This window comes from Streptomyces sp. NPDC107654, assembly GCF_055639035.1.
Genome location: NZ_JBVKBI010000003.1, coordinates 510,026 through 535,983, shown reverse-complemented (window position 1 = coordinate 535,983; position 25,958 = coordinate 510,026). Strand labels below are relative to the sequence as shown.

General features: G+C 75.1%; 26 protein-coding genes and 1 pseudogene. 12 read left to right on the top strand and 15 right to left on the bottom strand.

The features are described 5' to 3' along the window. On the bottom strand, positions 1-147 hold a 147-nt coding region (locus tag ACZ7N4_RS08275; RefSeq protein ID WP_471355157.1), incomplete at its 3' end, for a transposase. A gap of 56 nt (positions 148-203) precedes the next feature. Here ACZ7N4_RS08275 and ACZ7N4_RS08270 point away from each other — a divergent pair. Further along, positions 204-848 (top strand): annotated as a pseudogene (locus tag ACZ7N4_RS08270) (M48 family metalloprotease); the annotation flags it as partial. 56 nt (positions 849-904) lie between these two features. Here ACZ7N4_RS08270 and ACZ7N4_RS08265 read toward each other — a convergent pair. From ACZ7N4_RS08265 to ACZ7N4_RS08255, 3 genes are all read right to left on the bottom strand, one after another. Then, the gene (locus ACZ7N4_RS08265) at positions 905-1,261 is read right to left on the bottom strand and encodes a tetratricopeptide repeat protein (RefSeq protein WP_471355155.1); all 357 of its coding nucleotides are present in this window, start codon (positions 1,259-1,261) and stop codon (positions 905-907) included. 62 nt (positions 1,262-1,323) lie between these two features. Beyond that, positions 1,324-2,214 (bottom strand): cytochrome c oxidase assembly protein, encoded by an 891-nt coding sequence (locus tag ACZ7N4_RS08260; protein WP_471355103.1) that lies wholly within the window; start codon positions 2,212-2,214, stop codon positions 1,324-1,326. Then, a complete protein-coding gene (locus ACZ7N4_RS08255; RefSeq protein WP_471355101.1) occupies positions 2,214-2,780 on the bottom strand; it encodes a DUF2243 domain-containing protein in 567 nt (188 codons plus the stop codon). The genes ACZ7N4_RS08260 and ACZ7N4_RS08255 overlap by 1 nt, the downstream gene beginning before the upstream one ends. A gap of 255 nt (positions 2,781-3,035) precedes the next feature. Between ACZ7N4_RS08255 and ACZ7N4_RS08250 the strand changes: the two genes are divergently transcribed. Further along, a complete protein-coding gene (locus ACZ7N4_RS08250) occupies positions 3,036-3,809 on the top strand; it encodes a chaplin (protein WP_471355099.1) in 774 nt (257 codons plus the stop codon). A 249-nt stretch (positions 3,810-4,058) separates the two neighbouring features. Here ACZ7N4_RS08250 and ACZ7N4_RS08245 read toward each other — a convergent pair whose 3' ends face one another. Next, complete coding sequence (locus ACZ7N4_RS08245) at positions 4,059-5,576, bottom strand: hypothetical protein (RefSeq protein ID WP_471355097.1); 1,518 nt, start codon at positions 5,574-5,576, stop codon at positions 4,059-4,061. Between the two features lie 113 nt (positions 5,577-5,689). On the opposite strand from ACZ7N4_RS08245, the gene ACZ7N4_RS08240 reads away from it, so the two are divergent. Then, entirely contained in the window at positions 5,690-7,030 is a 1,341-nt protein-coding gene (locus ACZ7N4_RS08240) for a molybdopterin-dependent oxidoreductase (protein ID WP_471355095.1), read from the top strand. Positions 7,031-7,343: 313 nt separating this feature from the next. On the opposite strand, the gene ACZ7N4_RS08235 is transcribed toward ACZ7N4_RS08240, so the two are convergent. Genes ACZ7N4_RS08235 through ACZ7N4_RS08225 form a run of 3 tightly spaced genes read right to left on the bottom strand, consistent with a single transcriptional unit; the run spans position 7,344 to position 9,693 of the window. Further along, the gene (locus tag ACZ7N4_RS08235; protein WP_471355092.1) at positions 7,344-8,357 is read right to left on the bottom strand and encodes a class I SAM-dependent methyltransferase; all 1,014 of its coding nucleotides are present in this window, start codon (positions 8,355-8,357) and stop codon (positions 7,344-7,346) included. Continuing rightward, the gene (locus ACZ7N4_RS08230) at positions 8,354-8,983 is read right to left on the bottom strand and encodes a TIGR04282 family arsenosugar biosynthesis glycosyltransferase (protein WP_471355090.1); all 630 of its coding nucleotides are present in this window, start codon (positions 8,981-8,983) and stop codon (positions 8,354-8,356) included. The genes ACZ7N4_RS08235 and ACZ7N4_RS08230 overlap by 4 nt, the downstream gene beginning before the upstream one ends. Further along, positions 8,980-9,693, bottom strand: a complete 714-nt coding sequence (locus ACZ7N4_RS08225; protein ID WP_471355088.1) for a glycosyltransferase family 2 protein — start codon at positions 9,691-9,693, stop codon at positions 8,980-8,982. Before ACZ7N4_RS08225 ends, ACZ7N4_RS08230 begins: the two co-directional genes overlap by 4 nt. Positions 9,694-10,219: 526 nt before the next feature. Here ACZ7N4_RS08225 and ACZ7N4_RS08220 point away from each other — a divergent pair. Together ACZ7N4_RS08220 and ACZ7N4_RS08215 are read left to right on the top strand one after the other, a co-directional pair. After that, complete coding sequence (locus tag ACZ7N4_RS08220) at positions 10,220-10,990, top strand: response regulator transcription factor (RefSeq protein ID WP_471355153.1); 771 nt, start codon at positions 10,220-10,222, stop codon at positions 10,988-10,990. Between the two features lies 1 nt (position 10,991). Beyond that, positions 10,992-12,107, top strand: coding sequence for a sensor histidine kinase (locus tag ACZ7N4_RS08215; protein WP_471355086.1), 1,116 nt, complete (start codon positions 10,992-10,994; stop codon positions 12,105-12,107). Between the two features lie 270 nt (positions 12,108-12,377). Here ACZ7N4_RS08215 and ACZ7N4_RS08210 read toward each other — a convergent pair whose 3' ends face one another. Further along, positions 12,378-13,367, bottom strand: a complete 990-nt coding sequence (locus ACZ7N4_RS08210; protein WP_471355084.1) for an NAD-dependent epimerase/dehydratase family protein — start codon at positions 13,365-13,367, stop codon at positions 12,378-12,380. 829 nt (positions 13,368-14,196) lie between these two features. Then, a complete protein-coding gene (locus tag ACZ7N4_RS08205; RefSeq protein WP_471355081.1) occupies positions 14,197-15,411 on the bottom strand; it encodes a cytochrome P450 in 1,215 nt (404 codons plus the stop codon). Between the two features lie 519 nt (positions 15,412-15,930). Between ACZ7N4_RS08205 and ACZ7N4_RS08200 the strand changes: the two genes are divergently transcribed. Continuing rightward, positions 15,931-16,875: a LysR family transcriptional regulator gene (locus ACZ7N4_RS08200; RefSeq protein ID WP_471355079.1), complete on the top strand. Its 945-nt coding sequence runs from the start codon at positions 15,931-15,933 to the stop codon at positions 16,873-16,875. 17 nt (positions 16,876-16,892) lie between these two features. On the opposite strand, the gene ACZ7N4_RS08195 is transcribed toward ACZ7N4_RS08200, so the two are convergent. Both ACZ7N4_RS08195 and ACZ7N4_RS08190 read right to left on the bottom strand, forming a co-directional pair. After that, positions 16,893-17,459, bottom strand: coding sequence for a GNAT family N-acetyltransferase (locus tag ACZ7N4_RS08195; protein ID WP_471355077.1), 567 nt, complete (start codon positions 17,457-17,459; stop codon positions 16,893-16,895). A gap of 2 nt (positions 17,460-17,461) precedes the next feature. Next, entirely contained in the window at positions 17,462-18,061 is a 600-nt protein-coding gene (locus ACZ7N4_RS08190) for an HD domain-containing protein (protein ID WP_471355075.1), read from the bottom strand. A gap of 62 nt (positions 18,062-18,123) precedes the next feature. On the opposite strand from ACZ7N4_RS08190, the gene ACZ7N4_RS08185 reads away from it, so the two are divergent. Both ACZ7N4_RS08185 and ACZ7N4_RS08180 read left to right on the top strand, forming a co-directional pair. Continuing rightward, a complete protein-coding gene (locus ACZ7N4_RS08185) occupies positions 18,124-18,750 on the top strand; it encodes a transmembrane-type terpene cyclase (RefSeq protein ID WP_471355074.1) in 627 nt (208 codons plus the stop codon). A 159-nt stretch (positions 18,751-18,909) separates the two neighbouring features. Then, complete coding sequence (locus ACZ7N4_RS08180) at positions 18,910-19,266, top strand: cupin domain-containing protein (protein WP_471355072.1); 357 nt, start codon at positions 18,910-18,912, stop codon at positions 19,264-19,266. A gap of 187 nt (positions 19,267-19,453) precedes the next feature. Here ACZ7N4_RS08180 and ACZ7N4_RS08175 read toward each other — a convergent pair whose 3' ends face one another. From ACZ7N4_RS08175 to ACZ7N4_RS08165, 3 genes are all read right to left on the bottom strand, one after another. Next, positions 19,454-20,428: a D-cysteine desulfhydrase family protein gene (locus tag ACZ7N4_RS08175; protein ID WP_471355070.1), complete on the bottom strand. Its 975-nt coding sequence runs from the start codon at positions 20,426-20,428 to the stop codon at positions 19,454-19,456. A 131-nt stretch (positions 20,429-20,559) separates the two neighbouring features. Beyond that, on the bottom strand, positions 20,560-21,921 hold the full coding sequence (locus tag ACZ7N4_RS08170) for a vWA domain-containing protein (protein WP_471355067.1): 1,362 nt from the start codon (positions 21,919-21,921) through the stop codon (positions 20,560-20,562). Further along, entirely contained in the window at positions 21,918-22,775 is an 858-nt protein-coding gene (locus ACZ7N4_RS08165) for an AAA family ATPase (protein ID WP_471355065.1), read from the bottom strand. The genes ACZ7N4_RS08170 and ACZ7N4_RS08165 overlap by 4 nt, the downstream gene beginning before the upstream one ends. 163 nt (positions 22,776-22,938) lie before the next feature. On the opposite strand from ACZ7N4_RS08165, the gene ACZ7N4_RS08160 reads away from it, so the two are divergent. From ACZ7N4_RS08160 to ACZ7N4_RS08145, 4 genes are all read left to right on the top strand, one after another. After that, positions 22,939-23,511 carry a TetR/AcrR family transcriptional regulator gene (locus tag ACZ7N4_RS08160; RefSeq protein ID WP_471355063.1) on the top strand — a complete coding sequence of 191 codons (573 nt, stop codon included), beginning with the start codon at positions 22,939-22,941 and terminating at the stop codon, positions 23,509-23,511. 124 nt (positions 23,512-23,635) lie between these two features. Further along, a complete protein-coding gene (locus ACZ7N4_RS08155) occupies positions 23,636-24,316 on the top strand; it encodes an ABC transporter permease (RefSeq protein ID WP_471355062.1) in 681 nt (226 codons plus the stop codon). A 28-nt stretch (positions 24,317-24,344) separates the two neighbouring features. Beyond that, positions 24,345-25,016: an ABC transporter permease gene (locus ACZ7N4_RS08150; RefSeq protein ID WP_471355059.1), complete on the top strand. Its 672-nt coding sequence runs from the start codon at positions 24,345-24,347 to the stop codon at positions 25,014-25,016. Beyond that, positions 25,013-25,954 (top strand): ABC transporter substrate-binding protein, encoded by a 942-nt coding sequence (locus tag ACZ7N4_RS08145; protein ID WP_471355058.1) that lies wholly within the window; start codon positions 25,013-25,015, stop codon positions 25,952-25,954. Before ACZ7N4_RS08150 ends, ACZ7N4_RS08145 begins: the two co-directional genes overlap by 4 nt. The last annotated feature ends 4 nt before the right edge of the window (positions 25,955-25,958 follow it).

Here is a 25,958-nt window from a genome sequence, read left to right as displayed (position 1 = left end):
ACGCCACTGAACGCCGGTCCGCACCCGGTGCAGAATCCCGTCGATCACCTGCCGGTGATCCCGCCACCGGCCACAACGCCTGTTGCTGACCGGCAAGAACGGCCGCAGCCGTTCCCACTCGGCATCCGTCAGATCGCCCCGCCCCATGTCCACATCAACGACACGGGTGCGGAGTAGTCACATGATCGGCCGGACAAGTCCTAGTCGCCGCCGCCTGCGCCCGCACCCTGTGGCGGCACCGCCGGGTCACCCGCCGCGCCCGCCGCGCGCTGGCCGGCGTGCCCGGGCGCACGGTCGCGGTCCTGCCCGACCGCACGCCGTACGCGTACGCCCTCCCCGGCGGCCGGGGCCGGATCGTCGTCACCACGGCGCTGCTGGCCGGGCTCGCGCCCGCCGAGCGGCGCGCGCTGTTCGCCCACGAGCGTGCCCACCTGGCCGCCCGTCACCACCGCCACCTGCTCGCCGCGCACCTGGCGGCCCGCGCCAACCCGTTCCTGAGACCGCTGCGCACCGCCGTCGTCTACACGGCCGAGCGGTGGGCGGACGAGGAGGCGGCCCGCGCGGTCGGCGACCGGCGCACGGTCGCCCGCGCCATCGGCAAGGCGGCCCTGCTGTCCCCGGGCACCCCGGCACCGACCCTGGCCGCGCTCGCGGCGACCGGTCCCGTGCCGCGCCGGGTGGCCGCACTGCTGGCCCCCGCCCCCGCGGCCCGCACCTGGCCGTCGGCGTTCACCTCGGTGGGCCTGGCCGCCTGGGGCGCCGCCGCGGGCGCGCTGGTCTCCGCGATGTCGTCGGCGAACTCGGCCGTCACCCTGTTCCTGATCCTCCACACGGCGACCCCGTTGTGAACCGGCCGAGGGCCCGGCCCCTCGGGGGGCCGGGCCCTCGGCCGGATGACGCGCGCTCACTCCCGCGGGACCTCCGGGAAGTCACCCGCGAACGCCGCGGCGATCCGCAGGTGCCGCTCCGCCTCCTCGTGCCGGGCCTGCCGTTCGAGCGTGCGGCCCAGCATCAGCCGGGCGTAGTGCTCCACCGGGTCCCGCTTCACGATGATCCGCAGCTCGGCTTCGGCGCGGCGCAGCTGGGCCGAGTGGTAGTAGGCGCGGGCGAGCAGCAGCCGAGGCCCCGTCTGCTCCGGCACCTCCTCGACCAGCGCGGCCAGGACCCGGGCCGCGTCCGCGTACTCCTTCGCGTCGAAGTACCGCTGCGCGCGCTCCCAGCGCTCCGCCGGGGCCCCGTGGTCGTAGTACGTGGGCTTCACTCGCGTCTCCACTCGTGACCTCCTTCGACGCCCACAACGCAACGTGGTTGTTCAATATTCCACTACTCGGGGGTGGTGGCGGTGGCGGTCGCCTTGGAGAGGGCGGCCCGGCCGTACGGCGAGGCCGGCGACGGCTTGCGCGGAGCACGCGCCGCGGGCCGCCCGGTCCCGCGCCGCTCCGGACGCCAGGTCGTGACGAGCGCCGCCGCGAGCAGGAGTTCGGCGAGGTCACCGCCGTAGTACATGATCTCCGCGCCGCCCTGGACCTCCGGGACCGGGGCGTGGACGTCCACCCAGAACCCGCCGTACATCAGCTGCGCGACGACCGCGTGCACCGCGATGGCGCACCCCAGACAGACCAGCCGGGCCCGCACCCCGGGCCGGGACGGGGCCGGGTCGGGGCCGGCGACGGAGTGCGCGAACAGGCACCCCGACAGCAGGAAGTGCGCGTGCAGCAGCCAGTGTCCGGCCGGGTGGGCCGTCACGGTGTCGTAGAGCGGGGTGAAGTACACGACCGGAAGCGTCCCCGTGGACAGCAGCAGCGCCACGGCGGGGTGGGCGAGCAGGCGGGCCGGTCCGCTGTGCAGGAGCGCGGTGAGACGGCGGGCGCGCGGCGCGGGCAGGGCGCGCAGCAGGAGGGTGGCCGGGGCGCCGAGCACCAGCGCGAGGGGCGCGTACATGCCGATCAGCAGGTGCTGGGTCATGTGGCCGCGGAAGTCGCGGTGGGCGAAGGGCGCGAGCGGCGGCAGCAGCGCCACCGCCAGCAGGGCCATCCCGGCGCCGAAGCCGACGGTACGCCAGGGGTTCCAGCCCCGCGCCGGGTTGCGGCGGCTCGCCCGGCGGGCCAGCAGCAGATAGCCGCCCGCGCACACCAGCAGCGCCAGGGCCGGCAGCAGCACCCCCAGGGTGCCGCCGCTCTCCTGGTGGTGGCCGTGGGGCATGGGGTGGTCCATCAGGCGACACGTCCGTCTCGTCCGGCGCCGGCGCCGACGGCCGCGGGGTCGAAGGCCCGCCCGCCGCGCTGCAGCAGCCACCCCCCGGCCAGCAGCACGGCGCCCAGGACCAGGAAGGCGACGTCCCACCACATCTGGTGCGGGCCGCTGTGCACATGGTGGATGCCCAGGAGGTGGTGGTCCAGCACGCCCTCCACGAGATTGAACAGCCCCCACCCGGCCAGGACCCAGCCCCAGAGCACCCGCGAGGCCCACACCCGGCGCCGGCCGGTGGTCACCCGCGCGTACAGGACGGCGAGCCCACCGAGGACGGCGAGCCAGCACACGGTGTGGAAGACGCCGTCCCAAAGGGTGTTCATCTGCAGCCCGGAGACGGTGTGGGGGTCGTAGTACCGCACGCCGATACGGTCGTGATTGGTACTGCTGAGCATGTGGTGCCAGCGCAGGAGCTGGTGCAGCAGGATCCCGTCGACGAATCCGCCGAGTCCCACTCCCAGCAGGATCCCGGGCAGTTGCAGACTGGCGGGTGCGGTCGTGGCCCTGGCGTCGTGCACGGTGGTTGCCATCGCTCCTCGTCTCGGTCGGTGGATCACGGCAGTGGCTGCCGTACGACAGCTACCAGTTCCCCGGTTCCACCGCTGCGGCATGCTCGGCCATGTGTGCGGGTGCCGGTGCGGAACGGCTTGTTCTAGGGGCGAGGGGCCGCTCATGCGCCTCTTGTACCGGCGAAAGGTTGATAAGCCATAACTTGCACGGTTTGGCCAGCGTTTCACCGGATGCGGGTGAGTGCCCGCGACCGTATGTGGAAGGACAGGGAACCGATGAAACGGGTTACCCGAAACAGTGTGATCGCAGTCGCCGCCGCCTCCGGTGCGATGGCAGTGGCGGGGCCGGTGTACGCCGACTCCGCCGCGGAAGGCTCCGCGGCCGGCTCGCCCGGGCTGATCTCCGGCAACGGCATCCAGTTGCCGGTGCACCTCCCGGTGAACGTGTGCGGGAACACCGTGAACGTCGCCGGGCTGCTCAACCCCGCGATGGGCAACCGCTGCGCCAACACAGGCAACCACGCCACCGGGAAGGAGAAGCCCACGGCGTCCGGCGGGTCCACCACGTCGGGCGGGTCCACCGCGTCCGGCGGGTCGAGCGAGTCGGGCGGTGCCACGGCTCACTCCAGCACACAGAACTCCCCGGGCCTCGTCTCCGGGAACGGCATCCAGCTCCCGGTCGATCTGCCGGTCAACGTCAGCGGCAACACCGTCAACGTGGTGGGCATCGGCAACCCCGTCTTCGGCAACACGTCCGTGAACGGGTCGGTCGACCACCCGGAGGAGCCCGGCCGGACCACACCGCCCGCGCCGAAGCCGCCGACCCGGGTCACCCCGCCGGCGCACTCCGAGCCGCGGCCGCACCACCCTCCCAAGGCGCACACACTGCCCAAGCCGACCCCGGTCGTCGTGCCGCGGCCGACCGGCACCCTCGCGCACACCGGAACGGACAACGCGTGGGCGGCGGCCGCCGCGAGCCTGGCCTCGCTGATCGGCGGCACGGTGCTGCACCGGCGCTTCCGGTCCCGGGCGTCCGGCCGGGAGGGATGAGCCACGGGGCGGACGGCGCGACCCCTCCCTGACCGGGCCGGACCCCCGCACGCCCGCCCCCGGAGCGGCCGCTGCCCATGCCCTCACGGGCAGCGGCCGCTCCTCACCGCAGGAGTGTCGTTCGTGTGGGGGCGCGCGGGGCGTGCGGGTCCGCCCGGGGCCATGCGACTCCGGGCGGGTTCTCAAGACTCCGTGCGGGGTCGTGCGGTCCTGTCCGGGGACCACACGGCTCCGTGCGGGCCGGGTGGGTCACCAGCCGGTGAAGAGCAGGTGGTTCAGCAGCAGTGCGAGCACCGCCTGCGCGGCCAGCCAGGCGCGCGGCCGCGGAAGCAGCGCGCCGGCCGCGAGCAGCCACATCGCGAACGGCAGCCAGATCCGCTCCGTCTCGGCCTTGCTCATGCCGGACAGATCCGCGGCGAGTACGGCGACGAGGGCTGCCACGAGGAGGAAGGCGAGCCGGACTTCGGCCGGGGCGGATTGGGCCCCGGTCGGGGCCGGCCGGTTCTCGTTCGGGGTCGCCCGGGTCTTGGCCAGGGGGTTCTCGGTGGGGGTCGGCCGGTTCCCGTTCGGGGCCGGCCGGGTTTCGGCCGGGGTGGGTGGGGGGCTCGGTGGGGTGGGGTGGGGGTCGGGCCGGGGTGGGCCGTGGCGGTGGGTGAGTGCCGTGGCGGCACGCCGTAGGCCCGCCGCCGTGGCCAGGCCGGTGGTCAGGACCGTGCAGGCCGGGTTGGCCCAGACCCAGTAGCCGTACGGGCGGGTGCCGCCGACGCCCTGGTAGTAGCGCGTGACCAGGAGCCGGTACCCCTCCGCCCAGTCGAAGCCGGCGAGGGTGAAGGCCAGCGGGACGACAGCCGCACCGGCCACGAGGAGGAGCAGGAGGGCCGGTCGTTCGCGGAGCCCGCGCCGCCCTGCCACCAGCACCGCCGCCCCGATCAGCGCGAACAGCGTGAGGCCGTAGGAGAGGTAGCAGGTCAGGCCGTACAGCAGCCCGCTGCCCGCCGCCCACGCCGAGGACCGTCCGGTGACCGCGAGGGACAGCAGGGCCACGGACCAGGCGGCGACCGCCGCGAAGTACCCGTCGGCCGAGGCGCCCACCCACACGGCGGCCGGGGCCAGCACCAGGAACGGCGCCGCCCGCCGGGCCAGGTGCTCGCCGGCCAGGGCCCGCACCGCCACCAGCACCGCCACACAGGCGGTCGCGCCGACGGTGACGCACCAGGCACCGGCCCAGCCGCCGCCGCGCAGCCCGATCCGGTTCAGGAGGACGAAGGTGAGGGTGGCCGCCGGGGGGTGCCCGGCGATGTGGGCCGGCCAGGGATCCGGGGTGCCGCTCACGATGTGGTGGGTGAAGTCGCGCAGGGCGGCCGGGACGTCGTGGAAGCGCCCGATGACCGTGAGGTACTCGTTGCGGGTGGTGAGCCGCCCGGCCACCCCCCGCTGCCAGCCGTCGACCAGCGCCAGCGACCACGTCCAGGCCAGTGCCCCGGCCCAGGCCGCGAGGAGCAGCCGCCGCCACCGCAGCCGGGCGGCGACGGAGGGCCCGTGGGTCACCACGGCGGCCGCCACCAGGACGGCGGCCGGCGTGCCCGGACCCAGGTGCGGGTCCCAGTCCGCGAACAGCGGCGGCCAGTGGACGAAGAGGGTGCGGCGGGTGTCCTGGATGTGCCGGCCGACGAGCACGGCGACGAGGACGAGCAGGGCGGCGGCCACAGCGGCACCGAGGTCGGCGCGCAGGCCGGCGTACCGGTCGCGGAAGGGAGCCTGGGTCACACCGGAACGCTAGGGCGGCGGCCGGGGGAACGGGGGGACCGGTGGGCGGACGTCAGCGTTTCGTCATGGGTCGTGGCCCCGGTCCGGCCGCTCTCCCGGCCTACCGTCGGAACATGCGAGACGACCACCCACGGCTTCCCAGCTCACCCGGCTTCTGGCGCAGCCCGCTGCGCGGCCCCTGGTTCACCTCGGTGCTCGGTGTGGTGCTGCTCGCCGGCATCACCGTGCTGTTCGTGACCGGCCTGGTGTCGTACGCGGCGTACAACCCGGACCTGTCCCCGGTGAACGACCAGACCCCGGACAAGGGACTCCTGGGCTTCTACCTCTTCGCCTGGCCGACCGGCCCGGTGTGGCTGTACCGGTTCACCCAGGGCGTCCACGTCACCCTCGGCATCGTCCTGGTCCCGGTGCTGCTGGCCAAACTGTGGTCGGTGGTGCCGAGGCTGTTCGCCCTGCCCCCGGCCCGCTCCCTCGCGCACGCGCTGGAGCGGATCTCGCTGCTGCTGCTCGTCGGCGGCGGGCTGTTCGAGTTCACGACCGGTGTGCTCAACGTCCAGCTGGACTACGTCTTCCCGGGCTCCTTCTACCCGCTGCACTTCTACGGCGCCTGGGTGTTCTTCGCCGCGTTCGTCGCGCACGCCGTGCTGAAGGCGCCGACGGCGCTGCGGAACCTGCGGCGGCGCGGGCGCGGGGAAGGTGACCGGGTGCGCAAGGAGGGCGACCGGGTGCGCGAGAAGGGCGACCGCGTGCGCGAGAAGGGCGACCACGTGCGCGGGGAGGGTGACCGCGTGCGCGAGGAGGGCGACCTGGTCGCCCCGCGCCCCGACGCGCCCACCGTCTCGCGGCGCGGTGCCCTGGCGCTGGTCGGCGGCGGCTCGCTGCTGCTGTTCCTGACCACGGTGGGGCAGAGCCTGGGCGGCCCGTTCCGCCGTACGGCCCTCCTCGCGCCGCACGGCGGTGCCGACCCCGGCGGCGGGCCGAACGGGTTCCAGATCAACAAGACGGCCGCGTACGCCGGGATCACCCCGGGCGACACGCACCAGGACGCCTGGCGGCTCGTCGTCACCGGGCACGGCGGAACCGTGCGGCTCAGCCGCGCCGACCTGCTCCGCATGCCGCTGCACAGCTCGTCGTTGCCGATCGCCTGCGTCGAGGGCTGGTCCACGGCGGACCAGTGGTGGCGCGGTGTGCGGCTGCGCGACCTCGCGGCGCTCGTCGGCCACGACGGCGACCCGCCGGACGTGTTCGTGGAGTCGTTCCAGCGGCACGGCGCCTTCCGCCGCGCCGCCCTGCGCGCCAACCAGGTGGCCGACCCGCGCTCCCTGCTCGCCCTGTACGTCAACGGCGAGACCCTGTCCCCCGACCACGGCTACCCGGCGCGGATCATCGTGCCCGCCGCGCCCGGTGTGCTCAACACCAAGTGGGTGGCCCGGCTGACCTTCGGAGACCTGTGATGGGTCCGCGCCCGCCGCTCGGCAATCCCTTCCAGATCCTGCTGCTGGCCTGCTCGTTCGCGCTCGCCTGCTATGCCGGGGTGCGGCTGCTCGCGGGTGACTGGCGGGCCGTCGCCCTGTGGCTGGTGGGGGCGGCCCTGCTCCACGACCTGGTGCTGCTGCCGCTGTACACGCTCGCGGACCGGGCGGTCGTCCGCGGGCTCGGCGCCGCCGGGCGCCGGGAGGGGACGCTGTACGTCCGCGTCCCGGCCGCCCTGTCCGGGCTGCTCCTGCTGGTGTGGTTCCCGCTGATCAGCGGGATGACCGACCGGCGCTACCGGTCCGCCACCGGCCTCTCGACGGACGGCTTCCTCGCCCGCTGGCTGCTGATCAGCGCGGTCCTCTTCGGCGGCTCGGCGCTGCTGCTGGGGCTCAGGGTGCGCAGGGCCACGAAACGCCGCCCGCCGGCGGCCCACTGACCGACGGCCCGCCAGCCAGCCCCGCCCGCGTACCGCAGCAGGGCCGGGGTACCGAGCCGCGCCCAGGGGAAGGCGCCGCCGCCATCCATCGGCCCGCGGTCGGGGCCGTCGTAACCCGCCCCTCGCTCGAAGGCGCCCCTGCCCGCCCCGCGGTGGGGGCCGACGGCGGCCGTCGCGACGGTGGGGCCGCCGGCTGCCGCCGTCGGCTCGGTGCAGTTGCCGACCGTTCCGGCCGTGTGGGCGCAGCCGGCCGCCGTCGTCGGCTCGCCGTCGCCGCCAACCGTCCCGACCCTGAGGCCGTCGCCAGTGGCCGTCGGCTCGATGCCGCCCTCACCCGTCCCGCTCCCGGCTCCGAACCCGGTGACGACCTGGACCTCCGACCGCTCGTCGACGTCCACGACCGCCGTCTCGGCGATCAGCAGGCCACCGGGCCGCAGCAGTCGGGCCACCCGGTCCAGCAGGGCGCCCGGATCGCCGCCGATGCCGATGTTGCCGTCCATGAGCAGCACCGTGTCCCAGCGTCCCTCGCCGGGCAGCGGATCGAACACCGAGCGCCGCAGCGCCTGGCCACCGGTGCGCACGGTGTGTTCGACGGCGGCCTCGCTGACGTCGATGCCGAGGACGGTACGGCCCCGGGCGGCGAGTTCCGCCACCAGCCGCCCCGGCCCGCAGCCGACGTCGAGGACGGCGCCCTCGCACCGGTCCAGCACCGCCCGGTCCACCGGATCCGCCCGCGCGCACCACCGCTCGACCTCCAGCGGCAGCAGCCAGCCGTCGGTACGGCGCAGGAACAGCGGGCCGCGCCCGGTCCGCAGCGCGGCGGCGTAGGGATCGGCCCCCGCCCAGGCGAGGGCCGCCGGTGTGCTCACCGCCCCGCCCCGGATCCGGAGCGTGCGGCGCAGCGGGCCAGCCGCGCGGCGAACCGGCCGTGCGGGGCCAGGGCGGCGACCGCGACCGCGTCGGCGGCGGTGTCCACGTCCCGCAGCCGGGGCAGGTCACGCACCCGCAGCCCGGCCGCGACCAAACGCTCCCGCTGGACGGCACCCGTCCGCGGTGTCGACATGGGCACGCCCCGCAGCAGACCCGGATCGGGTTCGGCGAGCCCCAGCGCCCAGAAGCCGCCGTCCTCCGCCGGCCCGAAACACGCGTCGTGGTCGGAGAAGTCCACGGTGAGCAGCTCCGGCGTCACCTGCGGGGTGTCCATCCCGATGAGCAGGGCGGGACCCTCGCACCCCGCGAACGCGTCGGCGAGCCGCAGGTCCAGACCGCCCGCGCACTGCGGTACGACGTCGAAACCGGGCGGCAGCCAGGGGCCGGGAGCCCCGTCCAGCACCAGGACGCGCCGGGTGGCGGGAGCGGCCGCCACGGCGCTCAGCGTGTCGGCCAGTGCCGCCTCCGCGAGCGCCGCCGCGTCCGCGGGGCTGAACGGCGGGGTGAGACGCGTCTTCACCCGCCCCGGCCGCGGTTCCTTGGCGATGACGAGCAGTGTGGTCACGAGGCCGCCCTCCCGCCGGCCGGGGGCTCGGCCAGCACCCGGCTCATGTCCCGCACCGCCTGCCAGGTGCCCCGCCAGGTGCCCGTCACCTTGGAGGCGCCGGAGCGCGGCAGGTACGGCACGTCGCGCTCGGCGATCCGCCAGCCGGCGTCGGCCGCGCGCACCACCATCTGCAGCGGATAGCCGCTGCGCCGGTCGCTGAGACCGAGTGCGAGCAGCGGCTCCCGGCGGGCGGCGCGCAGCGGGCCGAGGTCGTGCAGCCGCACTCCGGTACGGCGGCGCAGCAGCCGTGCGAGCGCGAAGTTGCCGGCCCGGGCGTGCGCGGGCCAGGAACCCCGGCCCCGCGCCCGCCGCCGCCCCAGAACCAGGTCGGCCCGGCCGTCGAGGACGTCCCGGACGAAGGGCACCAGGTGGCCGGGGTCGAGGGAGGCGTCGCAGTCGCAGAAGCAGACGACGTCGGCGGTGGCGGCGGTCAGCCCGGCGTGACAGGCGGCACCGAAACCGCGCCGTGGTTCGTGGACGACGGTCGCGCCGAGCGCCCGGGCGATGTCCTCCGAGCCGTCGGTGGAGCCGTTGTCGACCACGAGGGCGCGCCAGCCCGCCGGGATCCGGGCGAGCACCCAGGGCAGGGCCGCCGCCTCGTCCAGACAGGGCAGCACCACGTCCACGCTCGCCGGTGATGAGGGAGAAGAGGTGGTCACGCCGTTCACCTTACGAACGCGAAAGGGACATCACGGACTGGCTCTCCTTACGAAACGCGGACGTCGGGGGCGGGGCGGGGTCATGGGTGCGACAGCCGCGAGGGGCCGGTGCGAGGCTGGGACCATGCAACAGCCGCACCTGCCCGGAGCCATGGACGGGGCCGCCCCCGGCCCCACCGCACCGCCCCCCGAGTCCGGCACCGGCACGGCCGCCGGGGCCCCCGAGCCCGCCACCGCGCCTGTTCCGGGTGCCGCCGTATCGGCCCTGGGGTCCGGCACCGTATCGGCCTCCGTGTCCGGCCAGGGTGTCGCCGCGTCTGTCTCCGAGTCCGGTACCGGCTCCGCCGCGCCGGCTCCTGCGTCCGGCATCGCGCCTGGCCCGGGTGCCGCGGCATCGGCCCTGGGGTCCGGCACCGTATCGGCCTCCGTGTCCGGCCAGGGCGTCGCTGCTTCTGCCTCCGAGTCCGGTACCGGCTCCGCCGCACCGGTTCCCGCGTCCGGTGCCGCAGCGGCCCGCGTCCCCGCTCCCACCGCCATGGCCCCCGCACCCACCCCCGGCTCCGCCGCCCCGGCCTCCGCTCCCACCCCCGGCCCCACCGCCCCGGCCCCCGCGTCCGCCCGGGTCCTGGTCGTGGACGACGACGCGACCGTTGCCGAGGTCGTCGCCGGATACCTGGGCCGCGCCGGCTACGTCGTGGACCGGGCCGACGACGGCCCCAGCGCCCTGACCCGTGCCGCCGCCCACTGGCCCGACCTCGTGGTGCTCGACCTGATGCTGCCCGGGATGGACGGCCTGGAGGTCTGCCGCCGGCTGCGCGCCCGGGCCTCCGTGCCGGTCGTCATGCTCACCGCCCGCGGTGACGAGGACGACCGCATCCTCGGCCTCGAGGTGGGCGCCGACGACTACGTGACCAAGCCCTTCAGCCCCCGTGAACTGGTCCTGCGGGTCCAGTCGGTGCTGCGCCGCGCCCGCCCGGGTACGCCCGCCGGCCCGCTGGCCGCGGCCGGCCTCGCCGTCGACCCCGCCGCCCGGCGCGCCACCAAGAACGGCGTCGAACTCGCTCTGACCCTCCGCGAGTTCGACCTCCTCGCCTTCTTCCTGCGGCACCCGGGCCGGGCGTACGGCCGGGAGGACCTGATGCGCGAGGTGTGGGGCTGGGACTTCGGTGACCTCTCCACCGTGACGGTCCACATCCGCCGGCTGCGCGGCAAGGTCGAGGACGATCCGGCCCGGCCGCGCCTGATCCAGACCGTGTGGGGCGTCGGCTACCGCTTCGACCCGGTCGGCCGGGCGGAGGAGGACTGACATGCGCGACACCCTCCTCATCGCCCTGTACGCCTTCGCCGGCGCCGCCGCCACCGGTCTCGCCGGGGCCGCCGCGCTACGGCTGCTGCGGCGCCGCTCGCTCACCGTGTCCCTCGCCGTCGTCGCCGCGGTCGGCGTGGGCGGCGTCCTCGCCGGCACCCTCGCGGTCGCCTGGGCGATGTTCCTGTCCCCGCACGACCTGACCGTGGTGACGACGGTCGTCGCGATGGCGGCCGTGGTCTCCCTGGTCACCGCGCTGCTGCTGGGCCGCTGGGTCGTCGCCCGCAGCCACGAACTCGCCCTGGCCGCACGCTCGTTCGGTGAGGCCGGTGACTTCGCCGCCCCCGTAGGTCCGGCCACCGCGGAACTGGCCGAACTGAGCCGCGAGCTGGCGGCCACCAGTGCGCGGCTCGCCGAGTCCCGGGAACGGGAACGCCTGTTGGAGACCTCGCGCCGGGAGCTCGTCGCCTGGATCTCCCACGACCTGCGCACCCCGCTCGCCGGTCTGCGCGCCATGTCGGAGGCCCTGGAGGACGGCGTCGCCGCCGACCCGGAACGCTATCTGAAGCAGATGCGCACCGAGGTGGAGCGCCTCAACGACATGGTCGGCGACCTCTTCGAACTCTCCCGCATCCACGCCGGCACCCTCCCCCTGGCACCGTCCCGGATCTCCCTCTACGACCTCGTCGGCGACGCCCTCGCGGGAGCCGACCCGCTCGCCCGCGCCCACGGCGTACGGCTGGTCGGCGACCGCGTGGAGCCGGTCCCGGTGGAGGTCGACGCCAAGGAGATGAGCCGTGTCCTGGGCAACCTGCTGGTCAACGCCATCCGCCGGACGCCCGCCGACGGCACGGTGGCCGTCGCCGCCGAACGCTCGTCCGACGGCGTGGTCCTGTCCGTGACGGACGGCTGCGGCGGCATCCCGGAGGAGGACCTGCCCCGCGTCTTCGACACCGGCTGGCGCGGCACCCACGCCCGCACCCCGCCCGCCGGGGCGGGCCTGGGCCTCGCCATCGTGCGCGGGATCGTCGAGGCCCACCGGGGCCGGGCCACCGTACGCAACATCCCCGGCGGCTGCCGCTTCGAGGTCACCCTGCCCGCGGCTCCCGCACCATGACCACGTCCACCGGATCCACGGTCCGGCGAGTGGGCCCCGGCCGCTCGTACAACCGCCGGACCGGACCGCCCCCGGGACGTCCAGCCGCGACAAGGTCAACCGCGACAAGGTCAGCCGTGAGCCGTGAGCCGTGAGCCGTGAGCCGTGAGCCGTGAGCCGTGAGCCGTGAGCCGGGAGTCGGGAGTCGGGAGTCGGGGCGCCGTCGCGGTCGCCGACGCGCCCCCGGCCCGCCCCCGGCGCCCGCCCGTCCGGCGCTCGCCTCGTTCCCGGTCACCCGGCGGACGCGAACTCCCGCATCCCCTCCGCGAACCCGACCTCCGGCTTCCAGCCCAGCTCGGCCCGCAGTCGTGCGGAGTCGGCCGTGATGTGCCGTACGTCCCCCAGCCGGTACTCCCCGGTGACCACCGGCGCGGGCCCGCCGCGGGCGTCGGCCAGGGCGTGGGCCATCTCCCCGACCGTGTGCGGCTCACCGCTGCCGGTGTTGTACGGGGTCAGCAGCCCCGGGGCGGACCCCGCCTCCAGCGCCACGAGGTTGGCCGCGGCCACGTCCCGCACATGGACGAAGTCCCGCCGCTGCCGCCCGTCCTCGAACACCCGCGGTGCCTCGCCCCGGGCGAGCGCGGACCGGAAGAAGGAGGCGACACCGGCGTACGGGGTGTCGCGGGGCATCCGGGGCCCGTACACGTTGTGGTAGCGCAGCGACACCGCGGACCCGCCCGTCGCCCGTGCCCAGGCGGCGGCCAGGTGCTCCTGCGCGAGCTTGGTCGTGGCGTACACGTTGCGCGGGTCGGCCGGCGCGTCCTCGCCGACCAGCCCGGGAGCCAGTTCCGCCCCGCACCCGGGGCACCTCGGCTCGAACCGCCCCGCGTCCAGATCGGCGACGGCCCGCGGCCCCGGCCGGACGACCCCGTCGCGCGGGCACACGTACCGCCCCTCCCCGTAGACCACCATCGACCCGGCCAGCACCAGGCGCCGTACCCCCGCCCCGGCCATGGCGGAGAGCAGCACGGCGGTGCCCAGGTCGTTGCGGGAGACGTACTCGGCCGCGTCCCCGAACCCCGTCCCGAGCCCCACCATCGCGGCCTGGTGGCAGACGGCGTCCACACCGGGCAGGGCCCGCGCCACCGCCACGGGATCGCGTACGTCCGCGCCCGGATCCTCCCGTACGTCGAACACCACCGCCTCGTGCCCGCGCGCCCGCAGCGCCTCGACGACATGAGACCCGATGAACCCGGCACCGCCGGTGACCAGAACCCGCATACGCCCACGCTAGGCCCGACGCGGCGGCGGGACGCGAGGCCGCGCCCGCACGTCACGACTCCGTAAGGCCTGCCCGCTCTCGGCGGCGCGGGACGGTCTCCCGTTCCATGCCGGACAGCCTTCTCGGGGTTGCGGACGGCGTACAGGCCGGTGACGAGGCCGTCGGCGAGGTGCACCGCGATGACCGTGTCGGTCCTGCCGTCGAGCCGGAGCAGCAGCGCCGGGCAGCCGTTGACCCGGGCCGGCCGCAGCGAGGCCGCGGCACCGCAACCCGCTCGGCACGGCGGCCGGCGCGGCCACCCGCTCGGCTCCGACCACGGGCGCCGGAGCGGCCTGGGCGACGCCGCCGCCGTCGCCGAGGAAGACGACGTCCGGCGGAGGATGTCCAGCAGCCTCTCCCGCAGCACGTCCTCCGCGTCGGCGGCCGAGCCGAGGATCCCGTACGCGCTGGTGGACAGCGGTGGGAGCGTCACCCGCCCCGGGTGCCACAGGGCGGCCGGCGCCGGCATCCGGTGGGTGTGGCAGGGGCGGGAGCGCACAGGCGGGGGAGCGGGGCATGAGCGGGGAGCGCGGCACGGGCGAGGTGGCCGAACGGCACGGGGGGCACGGGGCCGGACCGCGTGGGGAACGCCCGGACTCGGCCACCGAGGCGTTCGTCGCCCGCCGGAACACGGTCGGCGGGCAGGCGGGTCGGCGGAACACCCTCCGAGGAGCCGGCCGGCCGTCCGTACCGGTCACCGAGCGCCCGGAGGCGTGCCTCCAAGCGCCCTTCGACGACGGCTCTTCGACCACGGCGCGTCGAGTGGTACGGCCGACGTCCGCCCCGGCCCTACCAGGTGACCGGCAGACGCAGCGGGAAACGGCGGATGGTGCCGGTGTCCCACTCGATGTCGTCGGGATCGACGTCGAGACGCAGGTCGGGGAAGCGGGCCAGCAAGCCGGTGACCGCGCTGTCCAGCTCCGCCCGGGCGAGCGGGGCGGCGAGGCAGTGGTGCCCGCCCCAGCCGAACGTCATGTGCGGGCGCACGGGCCGTTCGAGGTCGAGCGTGTGCGGGTCGGGGAAGACGGCCGGGTCGCGGTTGGCCGCCAGGTAGGACACGTGCACGTAGTCGCCGGCCTTGATGGCGGTCCCCTCGATCTCCGCGTCCTCCAGCGCGATCCGCGGAATCCCCACGCCCTTGCGGAAGGGGATGAACCGCAGCAGCTCCTCCAGCGCGCCGGGGAACCGCTCCGGGTCGCGCGCGAGCGCGGCGCGTTCCTCGGGCCGGGTCAGCAGCAGATAGGCGATGTTGCTGATCTGGCAGGTGGCGGTGTCGTTGCCGCTGAGGATCAGCGTCACCGCCAGGACCGCCAACTCGTCGTCGCTCAGCGGCTCCTCGCCCGGCGGCACCTCGGCGGTGGCCATCGCGCTGAGCAGGTCCTCGCCGGGCGCGGTGCGGCGGGCCGGGATGAGTTCGGCGAAGTACTTGCGGAGGCTGGCCTTGGCGTCGGCCGCGTCCTGCCGGGCGTCCGGCGACGTGGCCAGCAGCCGCATGGTGTACGCGCGCAGCTCGTCGCGGTCGCCCTCGGGGACGGCGAGCAGTTCGCAGATCGTCAGGTGGGGCAGCGGGACCGACAGGTGGGTCACCAGGTCCGCGGGCGGCCCCTGCTCGGCCATCGCCGTGAGCAGCCCGGCCACCACCCGGTCCACGGCCGGCCGCATGGCCGCCACCCGCTCCCGGGTGAACGCCTGGGCCGTCACGTGCCGCAAACGGGTGACGTGCGGGGGGTCCGTCACATTGATCGACTCCGGCGACACGATGGGCTCGGGCGTCATCCTCGGATAGTCGCGCCCCACGATGGCCGCCCGGCTGAACCTGGGGTCGCAGGTCACCTGACGCACTCCGGCGAAGCTGGTCACCAGCCACGCCTCGGCCTCACCGTAGGGCAACCGGATCCTGCTGACCGGTCCGCGCCCCGCCAGCGCGGCCAGCGCGGGGTCGAAATCCAGCGCGTCGGCGAAGTCGAAGGGGCAGACGGGCACTGCCGTGTCGTGGAACGACATACAGCCTCCTTTGCGCGCCGCTGGGCGCGTCGCTTCCGAGGTGCGGGTCCTTCCCGTGTCGGCCGCCGAGTGCCGGACAACGATGTCAGCGCGCGGAGGCGCTGACCGGGCCGGCCGGGCTGCCCCCGGAAGAGGCCACCGCGACCACTATGCGGGAGATCGGCCGGCCTCGCAGAACAGACGCTCGGGGCAACCTCTCGGCCACCGCCCTTCCGCACGGCCTCAGCGGCAGGGCCGGCAGCTTTGGATCGGCGAGCTCCGGCGCGGGCGGGGTTCCCCGTCGTAGCCCTTCACCTCGCCGAAGCGGGCGCCCGTCATCCGGTCGCGGGAGGAGCAGCGCAGGCGGCATTCCTCCGGTCGGTGAACGCACCGCGCCGCCGGCTCCGCCGGTCGGTGCCGGTCTCGGCCGCCCCCGTTCACCGGGCCGCCGCCGGCCCCGCCGGTTCCCGCCGGCCCCGGTGGCACTCCGCACCGCCGGCCCCCGCCGTTCCCTCAGGTGGCGGCGGTGATACTCGGAGCGTGGAGACCGCTTCCCTGGACCTGAACCTGCTGCGTACCTTCCTCGCGGTGTACCGCTCCGGATCGTTCACCGGCGCCGCCCGCCTGCTGGGCCTGTCGCAGCCGACGGTGACGACACAGATGCGCGCGCTGGAACGGCAGACCGGGCGGGAGCTGTTCGAGCGGCTGCCGCGCGGGGTGACGCCGACGCCCGTGGCCGACGAGCTGGCGGCCCGGATCGCCACGCCCCTGGACGAGCTGGCCGCGGTCGCCGGCCCCGCCCCGGCCGCCGGCACCCGGGCCGAGCCCGTCCACCTGGCCGGGCCGGCGGAACTCCTGTGCACCATGGCCCTGCCGGCCCTCGCCCCCCTGGTCGCCGAGGGCGTACGGCTTCGGGTGGCGACCGGGCTGACCGATCCGCTGCTGGACGAGCTGCGCGCCGGCCGGCACGACCTGGTGATCGCCACCCACCGCCCGCGCGGCCGCACCCTGCAGGCCGCACCGCTCAGCGACGAGGAGTTCGTGCTGGTCGCCGCCCCCGTCTGGGCCGAGCGGCTCTCGGACCGGCCGAGCGCCCCGCTCACCGAGGGTGAACAGCGCCCGGCGCAGGGCGCGTTGGACCCCGCCGTCCTGCAGGGCGTCCCGCTCGTCACCTACGCCGAGGACCTGCCGATCGCCCGCCGCTACTGGCGGCACGTCTTCGGCCGGCGCCTGTCCCGTACCGCCGCGGTGACCGTCCCCGACCTGCGCGGGGTCCTCGCGGCGGTGGCCGCGGGCGCCGGGTTCGGCGTGCTGCCCCGCTACCTGTGCCAGGACCTGCTGGACTCCGGCGCGCTCGTCGCGCTGCAGGAACCGGAGGACCCGCCGATCAACACCGGCTTCCTGGTCCAGCGGCCCGGCGCCTCCGACAACCCCGACGTCGCCCGCGTCCGCGCCCTGCTGCTGCGGGCGGCGCGCACCTGGTAGTGGCGGGGGAGCGGGGTTCAGACCGTGCCGGTTGCGGGCGGGGCCGGCCACTCCGGTGCCAGCACGGCCCAGATCTCCTCGTCGTGCCGCTCGCCCCGGTACAGGTGACTCCCGCGCAGCACGGCCTCCCTGCGCATGCCGAGCCGACGGGCGACCGCGATGCTGGGCGCGTTGCCGGCCGACACCCACCACTCGACGCGGTGGACGCCCCGCTCCCGGACCGCCCAGTCGATGAGCAGGCGGGCCGCCCGGGTCACCAGACCCCGGCCCACCGCGGCGGGCTCCAGCCAGCAGCCCGCCTCCGCCGTGCCCCCGGGCACGTCCAGCCGGCGCAGGATCACCGCACCCACCAGGACGCCGTCGAGGCGGATCCCCCGGATGAGACCCGCGTCGGCCGCCTCCTTCGCGGCGTAGGTCTCCAGGAACGCCCGGCTGGAGGCCAGGTCCGTGACCACGTCCGGCAGTCCGTTGAACCGCCCGACGAACTCCCGTCCCCGGTCCATGTGGGCCAGGAACTCCTCGGCCTGCCAGGGCGGGAGCGGGCACAACGCGGCGCCGTCGGCGCCCAGCGGGAGCGTGAACACGATCACCTTCGCGTGAGAGGGTGGGACATCTGGTACGCCAGCCTACGGTCGGCGCCCTCCCCGAGGGCGGTGAGGGTCTCGTCCAGCTCCATGAACCACTGCCAGCCCGGGCGGCCGTCGGCCCCGGCCAGCCGTGCCACCACCAGGTCCTCCAGCTCGGGGACGCGCCTGTTCTTCCAGATCTTGTCCGCCAGGCCGACCAGCAGGTCCTCCACACCGGTACCGGGAGCCGTCCAGGAGGCGTGCGTGCCGGCGAACCGGGCCAGTTCGGCGGGCACCCCCTGCGCCAGCAGCAACTCCCGGCCGGCCGCCTCGTGCCGGGCGCCGGGCCCGGACAACTCGGCCGGGTGCAGGGCCTTGCCGATGTCGTGCGTGGCCGCACCGAACAGCACCGCCTCAGCGTCGAACTCCAGTTGGGGGCAGTGCTCTCGCACCCATGCCACGAGCCGGGCGGCGACGTCGTGCACCGCCCTCAGGTGCGCCACCAGGCGCGGCGGCGCGTCGACCCGCTCCAGCAGGTCGACGGCCCGCCCGGGCAGGGGGCGCAGGGGCGGGTCCGTGGTGTCGTCCGTCGCGATCGACGGTGTGTCGCCGGCTGTCACCGTGCCAGAGTAGTCAACGACGCGCACCTTACGGCCGGTTGACGGGGGTATGGATGCAGGCGGTGCACACGGCTTCTCTGCTCGGCACGGGCGTCTTCTGGACGGTGGCCTACGTACTGCTCATCCGCACGGGGCTGCGGGAGCGCACCTTCGGGATGCCGGTCGTCGCCTTCGCCACCAACATCAGCTGGGAGTTCGTGTTCGCGTTCGTGCGGCCCCCTTCCGGGGTCATGCACGTCGTCAACATCGTCTGGTTCTGCTTCGACCTGGCCATCGGCTACACGGTCGTACGCCACGGCCGCGACGAATTCCTCTACCTGCCCCGCCCGTTGTACCTGCCCGCCCTCGCCGCGCTGCTCCTCCTGGCCTACCCCGGGATGGACCTCGCCTCCGAGCAGTTCGACGAGGGCGGCGGTGCGATCACCGCGTTCGGCGGCAACCTGGCGATGTCCGCCATGTTCCTGGCGATGCTCGCCGCCCGCCGGAGCACCCGCGGCCAGTCCACCGGCATCGCCCTGACCAAGCTGCTGGGCACGGCCTGCGCCTCCCTGGCGATGCTCACCGAACCCGGCCCGGCGCCCCGCCACGACACCGCTCTCCTGCACTACCTCTACGCCGGCTGCCTGCTGCTGGACCTCGTCTACCTCGCCGCCCTGCGGAGCGTGCGCCGGGCGTCGGTCCCCGCCTGACATCGTTGTCGCGTACGGCCTGGTTGGCGCGGCGGGGTCGCGGGGCCGACGATGGTGGCGTGGGGTACGGCCGCCGCCGCAGCACCGGTGCCGTCCGAGGCCACCGGGGACGGAGGCCGGCCCTGGCCGCGGTCAGCGGCCGGAAGGGAGGACACCGTCATGCTGGAAGTGAAGACGGTCGAGAAGCCGGACGAACGGCGCGACTTCCCCCGCGGCCACCTCGAAGCACTCCACCTGACCGGGCTCGACTTCGCGGTGGGCACGTTCGAACCGGGATGGCGCTGGTCGGAGTGCGTGGCACCGATCGCGGGCACCGAGAGCTGCATGGTCCACCACAACGGATACGTGGTGCAGGGACGCATGCACCTCCGCATGGACGACGGCGGCGAGTCCGAGGTCGGTCCGGGCGACGTCTTCGTCTGCTCGCCCGGCCACGACGCCTGGGTGGTCGGTGACGAACAGGTCGTGGTGTACGACTTCGCCGGGACGATGGCGAACGAGTACGCGAAGGGTTAGCGGCGGAGCCCCGGGCCCCGCTCGCGAGATCCCCCCACCGGGCCGCACCGGGTGCGGCCCGGTGGCGTCCACACGGCACCGCACCGCACCGCACCGAACGGCACCGCACCTACGCACAGGCGACGGCACCCGTCCCGCGCAGCGGGGGCCTGTACGGGGCCGTCCGGGGCCGGGTGCGGCCCCCGCCTCACGCGTCGAAGACCTCCGCCCCCTCCTCCGCGAACGCGACCGCGTCCGGGTGGCCGAACAGGCCGGGCAGGCCGCCGGTGTGGAGGAAGACCGTCTTCTCGCCGGGGCGGACGTCGCCGTCCAGCACGGCTGCCCGGAGTCCGGCCAGGGCGCGGCCCGTGTAGATCGGGTCCAGGACCAGGCCCTCGCTGCGGGCGGCGAGCCGGAGGGCTTCGCGCACCGGGGCGGTCAGCGTGGCGTACCCGGCGCCCACCTGGTCCCGGCGGATCCGCAGGCCCTCCGGCGCGACCTCCGCGTCCGTGAGGGACGCGACGAGGTCCGCCACCGCCGCGGCCGGGTCGGTCAGCGCCCCGACGTCGACGCCCAGCACCGACCCGCTGCCGAGGGACGCGACCAGACCGGCCATCGTGCCGCCCGAGCCGAGCGCCACCACCGCCGTCCGCAGGTCCGGGAGTTGCTCGCGCAGCTCCTCGCCACAGCGCAGGTAGCCGCGTGCGCCCAGGGCGCTGGAGCCACCGAACGGGATGAGCGCCGGGCGGGCGCCGTCGGACCGCAGGCGCGCGCAGACCTCGGCCGCCGCCGTGTCGAGCCCGGCCCGGTCCACCTCGCCGGCCCAGGCGAGCCGGGCGCCGAGGAGGCCGTCCAGGGCCAGGTTCCCGGAGTGCGCGGTGCCCGGAGTGCCGCGCAGCACGAGGACGACGTCCAGGCCGAGCCGGGCGCCCGCGGCGGCGGTCAGCCGGGCGTGGTTGCTCTGCGGGGCACCCGTGGTCACGACCGTGTCCGCGCCCTCGGCGAGGGCCGCGCCCATCGCCCACTCCAGCTTGCGGATCTTGTTGCCGCCCCCGCCGAGCCCGGTCAGGTCGTCCCGCTTCACCCACAGGTCGTCCGGCCCGAGTCCGAGCGCGGCGGCCAGCCGGGGCGCCGGCTCCAGCGGGGTGGGAAAAGTGCCCAGCGGCACGGGAGGGTGATGCATGGCGGCGTCCTCGGGGCGGTCTCGGTGTCGTCGGCCGGGGGATCCCGGTGCTGTCGGCTGGTCGATCAGGGTGCCGGCGGCCGGTGGATCACGGCCTCGCCGGCCAGTGGATCACGTCCGGCCGTCCGGCGTCACACCGGGAGCAGCGCCGCGATCAGCCCGCTGAGCTGTCGGGCCGTGCGGCACTCGTGCATCTCGACCAGCTCGGCATAGGCCGGTGCGGCCGAGTCGCCGGTGCCCCAGCGGTCGCGCGGCTCGGGGTTCAGCCAGTGGACGCGCCGGGCCCGCCGGGAGAGTTCGCGTACGGCGGGGAGGTTCGGGTCGCTCATGTTGGTCCGCGCGTCACCGAGCACGAACACCGTCGTACGCGGGCCCACCGCACCGCCGTACCGCTCGGCGAACTCGCCCAGGGCCATGCCGTAGTCGCTGCTGCCGTGCCATCCGGTGAGCGTGGCCTCGGCGCGGATCCGGGCGCCGAGCCCGTCGGGGTCGGCGCGGCCGTGGTCGAGCAGGCCGGTGACCTCGTCCAGCCGGTTGACGAAGGCGAACACACGGACCTTGCCGAACTGGTCGTGCAGGGCCTGCACGAGGAGCATGGTGAAGTCGGAGAAGCCGGACACGGAGCCGGAGACGTCGCAGAGCAGGACGAGTTCGGGGCGGACCGGGCGGCGCCGGCGCAGCACCGGCCGCATCGGCACCCCGCCCGTGGACAGCGAGGAGCGCAGGGTGCGGCGCAGGTCGATCGTGCCGCGCGCGGCCCGGCGGCGCCGTGCGGCGAGGCGGGTGGCCAGCTTGCGCGCCAATGGCTGGACCGCCCTGCGCAGCTCGGCGAGTTGGTCCCGGTTGGCGTACAGGAAGTCGACCCGGTCGGCGGTGGGCCGGACCGCGCGCCGCGCGATCTCGTCCCGCCCGCGCCGCTCCGCGACCCGGCGCCGGGCCTCCGCGCCGACCATCCGCCGGAACTCCTCGATACGGCGCCTGATCTCGTCGTCCAGCAGCCGGTCCGCGAACCCGCCACCGCTGCCGCTACCGGCTCCCCGGCCCCGGACGTCGGCCCGGACCCGGGCCAGCAGGGTCTGGGGGCGCAGCCGGTCCAGGGTCTGGTACGCCGAGAAGCCGTCCGATCCCGGGGAACCGCCGTACCCGCCCAGGCCGTCGACCGCCTCCGCCGCCAACTGCGCCATCAGCGCCCGGTCGTCGGCGGCCAGCGCGTCCGCGAGCCGGTCGCGCAGCGTCTCCCGGTCCCGTGCGGCGTCCTCGGGGCCACCGACACCGCGCGGGAAGTACAGGTCGAAGACCGCGTCGAACAGGGTCCGTTGGCCCGGGCCGTGCAGCAGGGTCGCGGCCAGGCCCTCGCGCAGCAGCTCGCGGTCCGCGAGGCCCAGCGCCTCCACCGCGCGGGCCGCGTCCACGGTCTCGCCGGTGCCGATCCGCACCCCGTGCGCGCGCAGCGCCGCGGCCAGGCCGGTGATCCGGTCGGCGACGGCGGTCACAGCGCGTCCACGTCGAGCTTGGCCGCCGCCTTCTGGATGTCGTCCTGGTGCTTGAGGATCACCCCTAGGGTGTCCCGTACGACGGTCTCGTCCAGTGTGCCGGCGCCCAGGGCGAGCAGGGTGCGCGCCCAGTCGATGGTCTCGGCGACGGACGGCACCTTGCGCAGGTCCATGGCGCGCAGCGCGCCGACCACCCGGACCACGGACTCGGCCAGCGCCTCGCCGAGGCCCGGCGCCTTCAGCCGTACGATCCTCCGCTCCAGCTCCTCCTCCGGGAAGCCGATGTGCAGGAACAGGCAGCGGCGGCGCAGGGCCTCGGACAGTTCGCGGCCGGCGTTGGAGGTGAGCACGACGAACGGGCGGCGGGTCGCGGTGACCGTGCCCAGCTCCGGGACCGTGACCTGGAAGTCGCTGAGCACCTCCAGCAGCAGCCCCTCCATCTCGACGTCGGCCTTGTCGGTCTCGTCGATCAGCAGCACGGTCGGCTCGTCGCCGCGGATGGCGGTCAGCAGCGGGCGGGGGAGCAGGAACTCCTCGCTGAAGATGTCGGTGCGGGCCTCGTCCCAGCTCTCGTCGCGGCCCGCGCTGATGCGCAGCAGCTGCTTGGCGTGGTTCCACTCGTACAGGGCCCGGGACTCGTCGACGCCCTCGTAGCACTGGAGGCGGACCAGCCGGGCGTCGGCGACCTGGGCGACGGCCTTGGCCAGCTCCGTCTTGCCGACCCCGGCGGGGCCCTCGACCAGCAGCGGCTTGCCCAGCCGGGCGGCGAGGAAGACGGTGGTGGCGACGGCGGGCGAGGCGAGGTAGCCGGTCTCGGCGAGGCGGGCGGAGACGTCGTCGACGGACGTGAACAACGGGGCCTCCGGTGGTTCGGGGGTTCGGGGAGTCGCGGTCGGTGTGTCAGGGTGTGCGGTCCTCAGCGTCCGCCCTCCTATCTAAGCGCTTGTTCAGCCCTCGCGCCATGGGATACGACCCCGCAATACACCGATCGGTTTCACCGCGCGGTAACCTCGCTGTATGGCCGGCACACAGAAGGCGTCCCCGCGCGAGAGGCTCCTCGACGCCGCCGCGCGGCTCTCCTACCGCGACGGCGTGTCCATCGGCGTGGAGGCGCTCTGCCGGGAGGCGGGTGTCTCCAAGCGGTCGATGTACCAGCTCTTCGACAGCAAGGACGCGATGCTGGCGGCGAGCCTGGAGCGGCGCGTCCCGCGGTACCTGACCCTGTTCACGCACCCCGACGCGGAGGCCGCGACCCCCCGCGAGCGCATCCTGTACGTCTTCGAACAGCTCCGGAAGGGCTCCGCGGACCCCGGCTACCACGGCTGTCCCTACCTGGCGGCGCTGATCGAACTGAAGGATCCCGGGCACCCGGCGAGCGTGGTCGCCCGCGGGGTCAAGGACACCCTGACGCGGAGCTTCCGCGCGGACGCGGAGCGGGGCGGCGCCCGCGACCCCGAGCTGCTCGCCCGTCAGCTCGCGCTGGTCTTCGACGGCGCAAGCGCCCGGGCGGGCGCGCGGGTGGACCACTTGGACGACGGGCTCGCCACGGCGACGGTGACCGCCCTGCTGGACGCGGCGGGGGTGGGCTAGCCCCTCCGGGGCCCGGGAACCGGAGAACCGGGAAGCCCTCCCAGCAGCCCCCTCAGGGCCCCGGCGCCCCCGTACGGGCCAGCACAGCGTGCCGATCCGGTCGTCCGGCCGGTCCAATTAAACCGTGACCGCGCCCCCGGACGACTGCCTCGCGCGCAACGAATGGATCTGCGGCGCCTATCTGGGCACCCGCCGCCAGATCCTGCTGGAAGCGGTCGTCCAGCACCTCCAGCTGACCTTCCTGGCGGTCCTGATCGGCCTGGCCGTCGCCCTGCCGCTCGCGGTGCTGGCCCGCCGCTGGGGCTGGGCGGCAGGACCGGTGCTCGCGGTCACGACGATCCTCTACACCATCCCGTCGCTGGCCATGTTCTCCCTGCTCCTGCCCCTCTACGGCCTCTCGGCCGGTCTCGTCGTCGCCGGGCTGGTGCTGTACTCGCTCACCCTGCTGGTCCGCAACATCCTCGCGGGCCTGCGCGCGGTACCGGAGGAGACCCGGCAGGCCGCGCGCGGTCTCGGTTACGGCCCGGTCCGTCTGCTGCTCACCGTCGAGCTGCCCCTCGCCCTGCCCGCCGCGATGGCCGGCCTGCGCATCGCCACCGTCTCGGCGGTCTCCCTGGTCACGGTGGGCGCGATCGTCGGCTTCGGCGGGCTCGGCAACCTCATCTACGCGGGCATGAACACCTACTTCAAGGCCCAGGTGCTCACCGCGTCCGTGCTGTGCGTGCTGATCGCCGTCGCCGCCGACCTGCTCCTGCTGGGCGTGCAGCGGCTGATCACCCCCTGGACACGGGCGGCCCGCGGATGAGCCCCGCCCGGCCGCGGAAGGCCCCCGCATGAGCACCCTCACCGCCTCCTGGGACTGGCTCACCGACCCCGCGCACTGGCCGGGCGACGACGGCATCCGGCACCGGCTGCTCCAGCATCTCGCGCTCACCGTCGTCTGCCTGCTCCTCAGCTGTCTGATCGCCCTGCCCGTCGCGCTCGTCCTCGGCCACCTCGGCAAGGGCGGCGCGCTCGCCGTGAACCTCTCCAACGTCGGCCGGGCCGTCCCCACCTTCGCCGTGCTGGTCCTGCTGCTCCTCACCCCGGTCGGCAGGTGGGGCGAGGGTCCGACGGTGGTCGCCCTGGTGCTGTTCGCCGTACCGCCGCTGCTCACCAACGCCTACGTCGGGATGCGCGAGGTCGACCGCGGAGTGGTGCAGGCGGCCCGGGGCATGGGCATGACCGGCCGACAGCTGCTCTTCCGCGTGGAACTGCCCCTTTCGCTCCCGCTGCTGCTGAACGGGGTGCGGATCGCCGCCGTCCAGCTCGTCGCCACCGCCACCATCGCCGCGCTCGCGGGCGGCGGCGGCCTCGGCCGGATCATCACGGCCGGCTTCAACCTGGCCAGCACCCCCCAGGTGGTCGCGGGCGCGCTGCTCGTCGCCGTGTTCGCGCTCGTCGTCGAGGGCGTCTTCGAGATCGCCGAGCGGCTGGCACCGGCCTGGGTCAGGAGCGGCCGGTGAGGGGCCGTACGGCACTGGCCGCGCTCGCGCTCCTCGCGCTGGGCGCCTGCACCACGGGACCGTCCCTGGAGAACCGCGGCCAGGTCACCGCACCGCCCGGCGACAGCCGCCACCTGACCGTCGGCTCGGCCGGCTTCACCGAGAGCGACCTGCTCGCCCAGCTGTACGCCCAGCTGCTGAACCGGGCCGGCTACCGGACGTCCCTCCTCACCGTCGCCAACCGGGAACTGTACGAACCGGCCCTGGAGTCCGGCCAGATCGACGTCGTCCCCGAGTACGCGGCCACCTTCGCCGACTGGCTGGGCGCCAAGACGCACGGCGCCGACGCCGCCCCGGCCGGCTCGCCCGACCTCGGCGCCACCATGCGGGCGCTGCGCACCCTCACCGCGCCCCGAGGCCTCACCGTCCTCCCGCCGGGCCGGGCCGTCGACCAGAACGCCTTCGCGGTGACCGCCGCCTACGCCCGCCGGCACCGGCTGAGGACCCTCAGCGACCTCGGCGCCTCCGGACTGCGGGTACGGCTCGCGGCGGGCGACGAGTGCGTGCAACGGCCGTACTGCGCGCCGGGCCTGCGGAAGGTGTACGGCATCGACATCACCGGCGTCGACCCCAAGGGGGTCGGCACCACCCAGGCCAAGCGGGCGGTGCAGGCCGGGCGGGACCAGATGGTGCTGACCACCACCACCGACGCCACGCTCGGCTCCTTCGGCCTGGTCCTGCTCGCCGACGACCGTCACCTGCAGAACGCCGACTACGTCGTCCCGGTCGTCAACCGCGCCCGCGCGGGCGGCCCCGGCGTGGCGAAGGCGCTCGGCACGCTCAACGACGTCCTCACCACCGGAGACCTGGCCGCCATGAACCAGCAGGTCGACAGCTGGCGCCGGCTGCCCGCCGACGTGGCCCGCGCCTACCTGAGGAACAAGGGCCTGCTGAAGTGACCCC